This is a genomic window from Vibrio echinoideorum, from assembly GCF_024347455.1.
In the GTDB taxonomy this organism is placed as follows: Bacteria; Pseudomonadota; Gammaproteobacteria; order Enterobacterales; family Vibrionaceae; genus Vibrio; species Vibrio echinoideorum.
In genome coordinates this window covers 591017-604527 of sequence record NZ_AP025483.1, presented here as the reverse complement: position 1 = coordinate 604527, position 13511 = coordinate 591017, and the positions used below count along the sequence as shown (strand labels likewise).

The 13511-nt window shown below is 43.3% G+C and carries 9 protein-coding genes; 1 reads left to right on the top strand and 8 read right to left on the bottom strand.

What is annotated here, in order from left to right; genetic code table 11:
* Positions 1-51 precede the first annotated feature (51 nt).
* The gene (locus OCV36_RS02930) at positions 52-1464 is read left to right on the top strand and encodes a phosphoglucomutase/phosphomannomutase family protein (protein ID WP_135457132.1); all 1413 of its coding nucleotides are present in this window, start codon (positions 52-54) and stop codon (positions 1462-1464) included.
* Positions 1465-1619: 155 nt separating this feature from the next.
* On the opposite strand, the gene OCV36_RS02925 is transcribed toward OCV36_RS02930, so the two are convergent.
* From OCV36_RS02925 to OCV36_RS02890, 8 genes are all read right to left on the bottom strand, one after another.
* Complete coding sequence (locus tag OCV36_RS02925) at positions 1620-2648, bottom strand: ABC transporter ATP-binding protein (RefSeq protein WP_135457134.1); 1029 nt, start codon at positions 2646-2648, stop codon at positions 1620-1622.
* Positions 2648-4273, bottom strand: a complete 1626-nt coding sequence (locus OCV36_RS02920; protein ID WP_017073107.1) for an ABC transporter permease — start codon at positions 4271-4273, stop codon at positions 2648-2650. Before OCV36_RS02920 ends, OCV36_RS02925 begins: the two co-directional genes overlap by 1 nt.
* 246 nt (positions 4274-4519) lie before the next feature.
* On the bottom strand, positions 4520-5533 hold the full coding sequence (locus OCV36_RS02915; protein ID WP_135457136.1) for a Fe(3+) ABC transporter substrate-binding protein: 1014 nt from the start codon (positions 5531-5533) through the stop codon (positions 4520-4522).
* A 295-nt stretch (positions 5534-5828) separates the two neighbouring features.
* Entirely contained in the window at positions 5829-7058 is a 1230-nt protein-coding gene (locus tag OCV36_RS02910; protein ID WP_017073110.1) for an ammonium transporter, read from the bottom strand.
* 27 nt (positions 7059-7085) lie between these two features.
* On the bottom strand, positions 7086-7424 hold the full coding sequence (glnK, locus tag OCV36_RS02905) for a P-II family nitrogen regulator (RefSeq protein WP_004738200.1): 339 nt from the start codon (positions 7422-7424) through the stop codon (positions 7086-7088).
* A gap of 259 nt (positions 7425-7683) precedes the next feature.
* Positions 7684-8052 (bottom strand): YacL family protein, encoded by a 369-nt coding sequence (locus tag OCV36_RS02900; protein WP_017073111.1) that lies wholly within the window; start codon positions 8050-8052, stop codon positions 7684-7686.
* Between the two features lie 254 nt (positions 8053-8306).
* Positions 8307-10895, bottom strand: a complete 2589-nt coding sequence (gene acnB, locus OCV36_RS02895) for a bifunctional aconitate hydratase 2/2-methylisocitrate dehydratase (protein ID WP_135457138.1) — start codon at positions 10893-10895, stop codon at positions 8307-8309.
* A 272-nt stretch (positions 10896-11167) separates the two neighbouring features.
* Positions 11168-13501 carry a patatin-like phospholipase family protein gene (locus OCV36_RS02890; RefSeq protein ID WP_135457140.1) on the bottom strand — a complete coding sequence of 778 codons (2334 nt, stop codon included), beginning with the start codon at positions 13499-13501 and terminating at the stop codon, positions 11168-11170.
* Positions 13502-13511 lie beyond the last annotated feature (10 nt).

The window sequence follows — 13511 nt, the reverse complement described above, 5'->3', positions numbered from 1 at the left end:
TCCTGTCTCAAGCCTTCCGGTTTGAGACAATGAGACTAAAAGGATTTTCTAATGATTAAATTTGGTACAGGTGGCTGGCGCGCGTTTATTGGTGAAGAGTTCACTAGAGAAAACGTGCGCTTAGTAGCGCAAGCACTAGCAAACATCATCAACAATGAAGGAGCGGCAAAGAACGGATTTGTGATCGGCTATGACCGCCGCTTCCTTTCAGATAAAGCCGCGTGTTGGTTTGCTGAAGTGTTGGCCGCTAACAATATCAAAGTAAGCTTTATCGACAAATTCGTTCCTACTCCTATCGTGATGTTCCAAGCGAAAGAGATGGGGTGTGTCTACTCAGCCTGTATTACCGCTTCTCACAACCCTGCTGATTACAACGGAATCAAGGTTTTCATTGAAGGTGGCCGTGATGCTGATGAGATCATCACAGAGAAGATTGAACAGCAAATCGCATCACTGACCAGCGAAGACGTTATCCGAGTCGACTTCGAACAAGCATTAAACGACAAAGAAATCGAGATCATCAATCCGATGAACGCCTTTGTTGACTCGATTATCAACGCCATTGATATCGAATCGATTAAGAAAGCGAACCTACGTGTACTGATTGACCCGATGTTTGGTGTGGCGAAAAACGCACTTCAAACCGTTCTAATCAGTGCCCGCTGTGATGTCGACGTAATCAACGATGGTAAGAACCCAGATTTCGGGGGCCTAATGCCATCTCCTAATGCAGCTACGCTCTACCGATTGAAGCATTTGGTAGCAGCAGAAGGCTATGACATTGGTATTGGTACCGATGGCGATGCCGACCGTTTAGGCATCATCGATGAGAAAGGTCACTTCATTCACCCTAACGAAGTGTTACTGCTTCTTTACTACTACTTATTGGAATACAAAGGCTGGAAAGGCTCTGTAGTGCGTAACATCGCCACCACACATCTGCTCGACAAAGTAGCGGCAGATCATGGTGAAAAGAGCTTTGAGGTTCCTGTAGGCTTTAAGCATATCAGCTCTCAAATGGAAGCCGATGATTCACTGATTGGTGGTGAAAGCTCGGGCGGTTTAACCATTCGAGGTCACATCAAAGGTAAAGATGGTGTCTTCGCATCAAGCTTGTTGGTTGAGATGATCAGCGTAACAGGTAAGAAGCTCTCAGAGCTGCTTGATGAGATCTACTCTAAATATGGTTATGCGTATACGGCTGAAGGGGATTGCAAGTTTAAGCCTTCAGAGAAGGAAGCTCTCTACACCAAGATTTACGTCGAAAAACAACTGCCTGAATTTGAATACGAAATTGAAAAAGTCAGCTATGAAGATGGTGCCAAGGTGTACTTCAAAAATGGCGGCTGGGTGATTGCTCGTTTCTCAGGAACAGAGCCGTTACTACGAATCTTCGCAGAAATGGAAGATAAAGATACTGCAGAACATGTTCTTCAAAAAGTGAAAGACTTCCTCTCTCTATAGGCTTATAGAGTGCAGCAGTCTTGTATGGGATTTAATAAATCACTGCCTTGTTAAACCTATAGATGAAGAGCTTTTGCCCAGTACTTTCGATTAAGTGCTGGGCTTTTTTATAACTGCGTTTTATTTTTTGGCAAAACTGTTTTGGCGGCTCGTCGTTAAAACGCTAATACGCCTTTGGTATCCACTTTTACAGTTACCGGCATGCCCACTTCAAGAGCTTCTGAAGAAGTCGCTAATAACTTCTGACCATTAGCTTCAATTACATAGCGACAATGGTCACCCATGAACTGCTGCTCCAATACAGATAGGTTACTATCTACATCATGAGTGGCTACGATATGTTGAGGCCTTAACAACAACGCACATTGAGCACCAACTTCTATTTCAGTTTGCGCCTTCGCTTCGATCGAACCTAAGCTTGTTTCAAATTCAATATCTGAAATACGCCGTGCATTCAAGTAGCTACCGCCACCCAAGAAGTCAGCCACAAACTTGCTTGATGGGTGGAAGTACAATTCCGATGCCGAGCCATATTGCTCAATCACACCGTGATTCATTACTGCCATTTTATCAGCAAAGGCAAAAGCCTCTTCACGGCTGTGAGTAACAAAAATAGCCGTCACACCCTGCTTCTTAAAGATTTTACGAATCTGAGAAATCAGTTCGTGACGTACTTGGGTATCAATGTTGGAAAACGGTTCATCCAATAACAGTAGGTCTGGCTTATAAGCTAAAGAACGCGCAATCGCGACACGTTGCTGTTGTCCACCAGAGAGCTGATGAGGATAACGATCACCAAATTGATCAAGATGAACAAGCTCAAGCATCTCTTGAACTTTCTCTGCCTTATCTTGCTCAGACATATCACGCAGACCAAATGCCACGTTCTGATTCACCGTAAGGTGTGGAAACAAAGCATAGTCTTGAAAGATCATACCAATGTTACGCTGCTCTGGCGGCAACCAATTTGCAGCATCATCAATGACTTGGCAATTCAAGCTCATAACGCCACTGCTCAATGGAAGCAGGCCGGCAATCGCTTTAAGCAGCGTTGTCTTACCACAACCACTGGCACCAAGCAGACAAACAATTTCACCATGCTCGACTTCTAAAGAAAGAGATTCCAAAATAGTTTGGGACTCATACTTACAAGTCAGATCTTTAATTGATAATGCACAACTCATTAGTGTTTCTGCTCCAAGGAACGGTTTACGATGATCAGCGGAATTAAACCCACCAAAACTAACAACACAGCAGGCATGGCTGCTAATTCAAGATGCTCATCTGACGCATAGTTATAAACATAAGTCGCGAGCGTTTCGAAATTAAAAGGACGCAGCAGCAATGCCGCGTTTAACTCTTTCATTGATTCAATAAACACCAATAAGCCTGCAATCAGTGCACCACGCTTAATCAAAGGTAAGTGTACCCGACGCAACATCTGGTTGGCATTGCAACCCATGGTTTTAGAAGCCATATCCAATGAAGGTGATACCTTACTTAAGCTACTTTCGATACTACCAATAGCAACAGCTGAAAAACGCACGACCATGGCAAATATGAGCGCAAACATAGAACCAGAGAAAATTAAACCTGGTCGTCCCCACTCCATCGCTTTCGCTATGTCATTAACTAAATGGTCCATAAACAGCACAGGTACCATCACGCCAATCGCTAACACGGTTCCAGGAACGGCGTAGCCCATTGAAGCGAACCTCATGTAAGCCAAGTTTTTCTTACCAGGACTAACACGTTGATTAAAATTGACAATCAACGCAACAATCACACCAATAATCGCAGCGACAACAGAGACGTAAAGACTATTAAGTGCATACTCTCTGAATTCTGGGGTCCAGCTTTGAGCAAAATACTTGTAGGCATAAATGATCAACTGCGCGAGAGGGAATAAGAACGCAATACACACTAATCCCCAACACCAAAAGAGTGCCAACCACTTTTTCCAGCCGATGAGTTCATAACGAAAGTCTTCACGGCTACTGAATTGATTCTGAAACAATTTCTGTTTACGACGGCTGTATCGCTCGGTACTCAATAATAGAATGACGATCACCAGCATTATTGCCGATATTTTTGCTGCGGCCGTTAAGCTTGAATAGCCCAACCAAGTATCGTATACCGCTGTCGTCAACGTGCTTACGGCAAAATAACTTACCGTACCAAAGTCACCAATAGTTTCCATCGCAACAAGAGACAAACCTACCGCCATCGAGGGGCGAACAAGTGGTAATGAAATACGACGAAAGCTTTCCCAAGGAGAGCACTTTAATAAGCGAGCAGATTGTAATAGAGATACGTTTTGCTCCATGAACGCCGCACGGCAGAGCAAATAAATATAAGGGTAAAGAACGAGAGACAGAACAATAATAGCGCCCGATAAGGTTCTAATATCGGGGAACCAATACTCACCAGGTCCCCAGCCAGTTAGATCTCGTAACAGGATTTGAACAGGGCCAGCGAAGTCAAACCAGTCGGTAAAAATATAGCCCACGATATAACCAGGCATTGCCAATGGCAGCACCAAAGCCCATTGCAAAACGCGTTCTCCAGGGACACGACACATTGCCATGATCCATGCAGATGGAATACCAAAAATCAAAGACAGGAACATAGTTCCTATGACTAAAACCACCGTATTGTAGGCATAGGTGGGCATTACTGTGGACATAAGATGAGAAAAGAGCTCATCTGTTTCTCCAACAGCAGTCGTAAAAATCGCCAAGATTGGTAAAACAAGCAGTACAGCGATTATTCCGCTACTGGTGTTCCATAAATAATTCTTTTCTTTCATCAACTAACTACAACGAGGCTTAATGAAACACAAATACATTTGCAAATACATCTCATATCCTTTTAATGGTGGGGGTATTTATACCCATATACCGTAATGACTTCAAGGTGAGATGCGAATAACTCAATGGTTCAAGAGAGAGCTTTGTATCAAAAAGTGATTTATCCAAAAACAAACAACCCCAAGAAGCCTAAAATAGCTACTTGGGGTTGTAATTTTATGTGGGCCGAAGCCTACAATAATAAATTAAAGATCAAATTTAACTTCGTCTAATAGCTTGATTGCAGCAGCATGGTGATCTGCAATTTCATCTAGAGAAATCGTATCCGCTTTGAACTCACCCCAAGATGCAACAAGCTCTGAAGGCTTAACGTCTGCTTTAACTGGGTATTCGTAGTTCACTTCTGCATACATGCCTTGTGCAGTATTGCCTGATAGGAACTCCATTAGCTTAACCGCGTTCTCTTTGTTTGGAGAGAATTTAGCCATAGCCATACCAGAGATGTTTACGTGAGTACCCGTTGTTTCTTGGTTCGGGAAGTTAATGTAAACAGAGTCAGCCCAAGCTTTTTGCTCTTTATCATTAATCATCTTACCTAGGTAGTAGCTGTTACCTAGAGCAACATCACATAGACCTTCTTTAATCGCTTTAACTTGTGCACGATCGTTGCCTTGAGGCTTACGCGCTAGGTTTGCTTTTACGCCTTCTAGCCACTCTTTCGTTTCAGCTTCACCTTTGTGAGCAATCATCGAAGATACTAGAGAAACATTGTATGGGTGCTTACCGCTACGAGTACAGATTTTGCCTTTGAATTCTGGTTTAGTTAGATCGGCATAAGTGAACTCTTCACCTAGACGACCAACACGGTCACGTGAAGAATAAACACTACGTGTACGAGTTGTTAGAGCAAACCACTCATTAGCGGAATCTTGGTACTGAGCTGGAATGTTCTTTTCAAGTACATCACTCTCGACAGATTGAACTAGATCTTGTTTTGTTAGCTCAGATAAACGACTGATATCTACAGTTAAGACAACATCCGCAGGGCTGTATTCACCCTCTTGAGCTAATTTTTCTGCTAAACCTTTTTTAGCAAACTTAACGTTTACTTTAATGCCAGTCTCTTTCGTGAATTCCTTGAACATTGGCTCAACTAGGAAAGGTTGACGGTAAGAGTATACGTTTACTTCTTCCGCAGCCATTGCTGTCGGGGCAATTACACCACACGCTAGAGCTGAAAGTGTTAGCAGTTTCTTCATTGTAAAATCCTTTATATCGAAATGATAATGTCTATCAGTTGCGTTATTATATTCATCATTAACATAATTACAATGACGAGCGACAAAAAATCCGTCTACTCAGACCATTAAAACCCTCACATTTGTAACAAAGCATTTCCAAAAAAACACCTTGTCTTCGCTTTAAATGAAACCTGTTTACCCCTTATTCCCTCTTGCAATGTTCGACCATAAATACAACAAAACCCCACAACCATGAGCTGTAGGGTTTTGTTTTTATGGCCTGATTTTTATCAGGTCAAAAGATTACTGCTGATTATTTTACTGATACAAACTCAGGGTAAGCGCCTACACCACAATCGTGCATGTCCATACCTTCAAGTTCTTCATCTTCAGTTACACGAATACCGATTGTCGCTTTAAGCACAGCCCATACAACTAAGCTAGCACCGAATACCCATGCGAAGATTACCGCAGCACCCAATAGTTGAGCACCAAATGTTGCATCAGCGTTACTTAGTGGCACAGCCATTAGACCAAAGAAGCCACATACACCGTGTACCGAGATAGCACCTACTGGATCATCAATCTTAGCTTTGTCTAGAGCAATGATACTGAACACAACAAGTGCACCAGATACCGAACCAATTGCAACAGCAAATAGAGGTGATGGTGATAGAGGATCTGCAGTGATTGCTACTAGACCAGCTAACGCGCCGTTAAGGATCATTGTTAAGTCAGCTTTACCCCACGTTGTTTTACATACTAGTAGTGCTGCAATCGCACCTGCTGCTGCTGCTGCGTTAGTGTTCAGGAAAATTTGGCCCACCGCTGTTGCGTTCTCAAAATCTGAAACCATAAGTTGAGAACCACCGTTGAAACCGAACCAACCGAACCAAAGGATAAATGTACCTAACGTTGCAAGTGGCATGTTTGAACCAGGAATCGGGTAAATTTCACCGTTCTTACCATATTTACCTTTACGAGCACCCAGTAATAGAACACCCGCTAATGCTGCTGAAGCGCCTGCCATGTGTACAATACCAGAACCGGCAAAGTCACTGAAACCAGCTTCTGATAGGAAACCACCACCCCAAGTCCAGTAACCTTCCATTGGGTAAATAAACGCTGTTAGTACCACAGAGAAGATAAGGAATGACCAAAGCTTCATACGCTCAGCAACTGCGCCAGAAACGACCGACATTGCTGTTGCAACAAATACTACTTGGAAAAAGAAATCTGATTCTAATGAGTGGTCTGCACCTTCACCTTGAGTACCAATTAGGGCACCAAATGATGGTAGCCATCCACCTTCACCGTTATCGACATACATGATGTTGTAGCCAACCACTAAGAAAGTCGTACAAGCAATCGCGTACAAACAGATGTTCTTAGTTAAAATTTCTGTGGTGTTCTTTGAGCGAACTAAACCAGCTTCTAACATTGCGAAGCCTGCTGCCATCCACATGACCAACGCACCTGAAATGAGGAAGAAAAAAGTGTCTAGTGCGTAACGTAGTTCCATTACTGTTGTTGTAAGTTCCATATTAAAGTCTCCAGTCCTTGTAATTCTTTAAAGTGCTTCAGCATCCATTTCACCGGTACGAATTCGTACGGCTTGGCTTAGGTCATACACAAAAATTTTGCCATCGCCGATTTTTCCGGTGTGTGCCGCTTGGCTAATCGCTTCAACAACTCGGTCAACATTTTCAGCTTGGGTAGCAATCTCTAGCTTCACTTTTGGTAGGAAATCAACTTGATACTCCGCACCACGATACAATTCCGTGTGTCCCTTCTGACGACCAAAACCTTTCACTTCAGAAACTGTCATACCTTCAATACCCACATCAGAGAGCGCTTCGCGTACATCGTCTAATTTGAATGGCTTAACAATGGCATTTATTAATTTCATATTCGTTCCTTAAATTCTTCACTTAATCCGTTAATTCTCTTAATACAATCCAAGTAGCGTGCCAAAAAGTTAAGATGTTGATTTTAAACAATATACTATTCAATCGACCGTAAAAACGAAAAAGGCCGCACCAATGTGGTGCGGCCTTTTCACTATCTTAATGCGTTGCGCTATTGTTGCTCCAGTTTTGGGCAACCGAGCCTTCAAGGCTCTAGATTACTCAAGAATAGGGGCTAACTAAAGATTAGAAAGTTAAACTTTAATAGCCTAAAAAATCCATCCAGCGTTCGATGAGTCGCTCGAAGTCATCGATTCCACAGCTTGCTTGGCTCTCACAGTTATAGAAGTCGAACTCGCTGCCCTCTTCCATCTCTTGCTCATGCGCTAGCACGTTTTCTTGAATCGTTACGTCATCTTCATTGATAGCAAGACTGATCTCTTTGCCAAGTAGCGTCACTTCATTGCTCAGATCTTGTCGAGATTGATCAATCAACGCCATCACATGATCCAGCTTCTGCTTATCTTTCCCGATCTCTTCTTGAAGCCAGCGGCCAACAATCTCATGGCCCATGCTACATTTCACATAGTATTCACCCATTAGAGTGTTTCTAGTAAATTCGAATTCCATAAGGCTCCAAAGCTCTAATAAAAAGAAGGTTCAATAAATAGGTAGTAGCAAAAATGAGGCGAGAGTATATAGCTAAGTCTACGAGAGATCGAGTGTGTTGAATGCTGCACTAAACCACCAATAACAAATCACTAAGAACAAGCCACCAGCAACACGCATAAACAAAAACGCCCTCTCGTATAGAGAAGGCGTTGTATTAACAGTGAGTACGTTACCGCAATGCAGTAAGTACTGACTTACTATCTATAAAGTGCTTATGCGGGCTCTTGGAAGATAACAGTGTCTGCTTTTTCCGTGTACTGACCCATTTTATGGAAATTCAGGTAACGGTATGTATCTGCAGCTGTTGCATTAATCTTCTCAGCGTACGCTAAGTACTCTTCTTTAGTTGGAATACGACCAAGAATCGCACCAACAGCAGAAAGCTCAGCAGAAGCTAGATAAACGTTCGCACCATTACCCAAACGGTTCGGGAAGTTACGAGTAGACGTAGACATAACCGTCGAAGCATCAGCAACACGAGCTTGGTTACCCATACATAATGAACAACCCGGGGTTTCAATACGAACCCCAGCACGACCGAAGATGCCGTAGTAGCCTTCTTCTGTCAGTTGGTCTTTATCCATCTTAGTTGGCGGAGCAACCCATAGGCGAGTATTCAAAGAGCCATTAAACTCTTCAAGCATCTTACCTGCAGCACGGAAGTGACCGATGTTCGTCATACAAGAACCGATGAACACTTCTTGAATCTCAGTACCTTGAACGTCAGAAAGAAGACGAGCATCATCTGGATCATTCGGTGCACATAGGATTGGTTGGTCAATGTCAGCAAGATCAATCTCGATAACATGAGCGTATTCAGCATCTGAATCAGCAGCAAGCAACTCAGGGTTCGCTAGCCACTCTTCCATTGCCGTAATACGACGTTCGATAGTACGAACATCACCGTAACCTTCCGCGATCATCCACTTAAGCATAACGACGTTCGAGTTCAGATACTCTTCGATAGACTCTTGAGACAGCTTAACGGTACAACCCGCAGCAGAACGCTCAGCAGATGCATCTGAAAGTTCAAATGCTTGCTCAACAGACAGGTGGTCAACACCTTCAATCTCTAGTACACGACCAGAGAATTCATTGATCTTACCGGCTTTTTCAACGGTCAGTAAACCTTGCTTGATACCGTAAAGAGGAATTGCATGTACAAGGTCACGTAGCGTGATACCCGGCTGCATTTCACCTTTAAAGCGAACCAAGATTGATTCAGGCATATCAAGAGGCATAACACCTGTTGCTGCAGCAAATGCTACTAAGCCAGAACCTGCTGGGAACGAAATACCTAGAGGGAAACGAGTATGCGAATCACCACCTGTACCAACAGTATCAGGCAGAAGCATACGGTTTAGCCATGAGTGAATAACACCATCACCCGGGCGAAGTGAAACACCTGCACGGTTCATGATGAAATCAGGCAGCGTATGGTGAGTGTTTACATCAACTGGTTTAGGGTATGCAGATGTGTGACAGAAAGACTGCATAACAAGGTCAGCAGAGAAACCAAGACAAGCCAGATCTTTCAGCTCATCACGCGTCATAGGACCCGTAGTATCTTGAGAGCCTACTGTTGTCATTTTAGGTTCACAGTACTGACCAGCACGTACGCCTTCAACGCCACATGCTTTACCTACCATTTTCTGAGCTAGCGTGTAGCCTTTGTCAGAAGCTGAAGGGTCGATTGGTTTAGCAAACAAATCAGTTTCAGCTAGACCTAGAGCGTCACGAGCACGACCCGTTAAGCCACGACCAATGATCAGTGGAATACGACCACCAGCACGAACTTCATCTAGCAATACTTTGCTTAGTTCAAAGTTTGAAATCACAGAACCGTTTTTATGCACAACACCTTCATATGGGTAGATATCAATGATATCGCCCATGTTCATGTCTTGAACGTTTAGTTCAATTGGTAGTGCGCCAGAATCTTCCATTGTGTTGTAGAAGATTGGGGCAATTTTACCACCTAGGCAAACACCACCCGTGCGCTTGTTTGGTACGAATGGGATATCTTCACCCATAAACCAAAGCACTGAGTTAGTTGCCGACTTACGTGAAGACCCGGTACCAACAACATCACCAACGTATGCCAGTGGAATGCCGTCTTTTTGCATTTCTTCAATTTGATTGATTGGACCAACGTTGCCCTGCTCATCAGGATTGATACCTTCACGTTCCATCTTCAGCATCGCTTTTGCGTGTACTGGGATATCTGGGCGTGACCATGCATCAGGAGCTGGAGATAGGTCATCGGTGTTCGTTTCACCCGTGACTTTAAATACTTTAACGGTGATTTTTTCAGCTACTTTGTTTTTCGCTGTAAACCATTCCGCATCAGCCCAAGATTGAAGTACTTGTTGTGCTGAAGCGTTACCTGCTTTCGCTTTCTCTTCTACATCGTAGAAAGCATCGAACATAAGCAGAGTATGAGAAAGAGCTTTAACAGCAATTGGAGCAAGCTCTGCATCTTCTAGTAGAGATACTAGAGATTCGATGTTGTAGCCACCTTGCATAGTACCAAGCAGCTGAGCCGCTTTTACTTTGCTCACTAGTGGAGAGGCTACTTCACCTTTCGTAATCGCCGTCAAGAAGCCAGCTTTTACATAAGCAGCTTCATCAACGCCTGGTGGAATTCGGTTTTCTAGTAGGTCAAGAAGGTATTCTTCTTCACCTTGAGGTGGGTTCTTTAGAAGTTCAACTAGGCCAGCGACTTGCTCAGCATCTAGTGGTCTTGGAACAACTCCCTCGGCAGCACGTTCTTCGACGTGTTTACGGTAGGCTTCAAGCACGACTTTTTTCCTCTCATTGCGGTTCACTTCTTATCTTCATAATTATTAGTAAAATAAAGAAGTGAACATCCTTGGAAACTTGGCTCTCCATTGCCATTTTTGTCATTCAATTTGTATTGATGAGCGGCATCATAGAGGCCAAACTGTGGGCGGTAGAATAGCAAATTTAACGTTAAATTAAAATCTTATCATTTTGACCAACATAGCAAGTTAAGACGAAAGTCCTACGATTTTTGCCTATTTAGTCGGAAAAAGAGCTATCCCACGCATGTTTATTTGTAAGATGTTCCGATAATTAAGTAAACCGAGTCGTAGTTATCTTCGGTTCTACCATAAGCCAAAATAATTGGTCCTACAGGGGAGTCGACTCCGGCAAAGACCGAGCCAGCGGTGAACATTGGCGCTTCGTCAATGCTCAGATCATTGTTCGACCATACACCACCATGCTCAATGGACGCACCCACGTAGAATGGCGACTTAAAGAGGCCAAAGTCATTTTCAAACCACTTATAACGATAGATCAAACTCGTATAGGCTAAGTTCTGGCCTATCATGCTGTTTCTTGGGATACCGGACAAGTTAAGGAAACCACCGAGCTCTTTAGGGTCGATTGGAAAGATAGAGTTCTTACTTTCAACAATACCGTAATCCAACTTTGCGACTAAAGTATGCTTCTCAATACTTTGTGCCGCCATAAAATTAGCTGAAAACTCATAGACGGTATCGCTTTCTGTCGTCAACGCCGTATCAGAGATCGTTGTATCTGAATCAAATTCATCATGGGTAATCAGGTATTCCAGGTCAACAAAGTAACCTTCCGTCGGCAAGCTAAAGTTATCGAGGGTATCTAATCGATAACTCATAAAAGCACCGGTACGTTTATAAGAACCACCGCCAAGTGACGGCAAAGATGCAACTTCAATATCACCATCCGTATATCGAAGACCTACTTTCAACTCTTGCCATAGCGTTGGTTGATAACCTAATGCTAACTCGCTAATAAACTCTTTATACGTCATCGGCAAATAATCTTGAGTTACTTCAAGACCCGGCTCTTCGATATCGTCAATATTGGCAGGCAGGTTTCGTTTTTGATTGCTATAGACCAGTGATGCCGAGGTAAATAGCTTATGGCTTGAGAAAAAAGGAGAAAACAGCTCTGCCTCGATGAGCTTATCTGTGCCCATTTCTACATTCGTTCTTAGCTCCGCACCATGTGAATTAATATCCGTAAAGTTCGCAGACATCCCTATTGAATACTGGCTCTCGGTAGCAAAATCATCTTCAAGATAAAATCGAAAGTTAAGGTAATTAGGGCCCCATGATTTTTCATTCACATCAACCTGCAGTTGATCTTCACCATCGACATTTTCAAACTCATAAGTAATCAATTCAAAACGATCTAATGCATAAAGATCTTTAACCTGAGATTCAATTTCACTGGTTTTAAGGATCTTTCCAGGGTCGAGGTGCAAACGATTTTCAATCAATTTATCGGAATAGTGGCTGTTATTATTGATAACTACCTTATCGACGACGGTTTGATCACCGTGTTTTAATTGTTTTCGAGCTTGTTGTTTATGCTCGATATACTTCTGATAATCCGCGTTAGAGAGTGATAGCTTAGAAAGCTCAGAGCTGTACTCGCGCGCTGCATCATAACCCGCTTGATAGGCACCCGGCATTTTATCAAATTCCGTGGTGTCCATTTGCCCAACATCAGGGCGTAAGAACACATCGTCGTCTGTTAATGTCTCAGCTTGCTCTTGAGTGCTACGACGAACCAGGTAGTTGGAGAGTTGGTCAGCCGCAGATAGGAAGGTCGTGAAGTCTTCTTTGTCTTTGTAGTTCGAACTGATATCGACCGCAATAACGATATCGGCTCCCATTGCTCTGGCAACATCAACCGGCATGTTGTTGGTTACACCACCATCGACCAGCATTCGTCCATCAACTTCATAAGGCGGCAAAGCACCTGGCACAGACATACTTGCCATCATGGCATCAACTAGATGGCCATGGTCGATAACGACTTCTTCGAGTTTGATAATATCGGTGGCAACCGAACGGTAAGGAATTGCAAGTTGATCAAAGGAATCAAATGGAGATAAGTTACCTGTAGTTTCACGTAGAATACGCAACATATTCTGACCTTGAACCACACCTTTCCTTGCTTTGATTTCTCCCCAACCTAAACCAAGGTCGGTATTCAGTTGATAGCGGTCTTCATATTCTTTGTCACGCACACGACGATCACTACGGTTAACGCGGTCACGGTAGCCGCGATTCCAATCAACCGTATAAATAAAGCTCTCGATCTCGTCTGCGCTCATACCTGTCGCATAAAGCCCACCAACATAGGAGCCCATACTAGTGCCAGTAATATAATCGACAGGGATTTGCATCTCTTCTAGGGCTTTAAGAACGCCAATATGAGCAGCACCTTTTGCTCCGCCACCGGCAAGAACAACGGCAACCGTTGGTCTTTTATGAGCTTGTTCAGCCTGTTGAGATTGATCAACTTTTGTCACGGTAGATGCAAACAGCTGGAAACTGATCACCGTACCGACAATACCTAAGCCGCTCACTAACCAACGAGAAATCATTATTTAACTA

What these genes read in the sequence shown, in the direction of transcription:
- OCV36_RS02930 (WP_135457132.1), top strand. Translation starts at nt 52, where the DNA reads ATGATTAAATTTGGTACAGGTGGCTGGCGCGCGTTTATTGGTGAAGAG.
- OCV36_RS02925 (WP_135457134.1), bottom strand. Translation starts at nt 2,648, where the DNA reads ATGAGTTGTGCATTATCAATTAAAGATCTGACTTGTAAGTATGAGTCC.
- OCV36_RS02920 (WP_017073107.1), bottom strand. Translation starts at nt 4,273, where the DNA reads ATGAAAGAAAAGAATTATTTATGGAACACCAGTAGCGGAATAATCGCT.
- OCV36_RS02915 (WP_135457136.1), bottom strand. Translation starts at nt 5,533, where the DNA reads ATGAAGAAACTGCTAACACTTTCAGCTCTAGCGTGTGGTGTAATTGCC.
- OCV36_RS02910 (WP_017073110.1), bottom strand. Translation starts at nt 7,058, where the DNA reads ATGGAACTTACAACAACAGTAATGGAACTACGTTACGCACTAGACACT.
- glnK (WP_004738200.1), bottom strand. Translation starts at nt 7,424, where the DNA reads ATGAAATTAATAAATGCCATTGTTAAGCCATTCAAATTAGACGATGTA.
- OCV36_RS02900 (WP_017073111.1), bottom strand. Translation starts at nt 8,052, where the DNA reads ATGGAATTCGAATTTACTAGAAACACTCTAATGGGTGAATACTATGTG.
- OCV36_RS02890 (WP_135457140.1), bottom strand. Translation starts at nt 13,501, where the DNA reads ATGATTTCTCGTTGGTTAGTGAGCGGCTTAGGTATTGTCGGTACGGTG.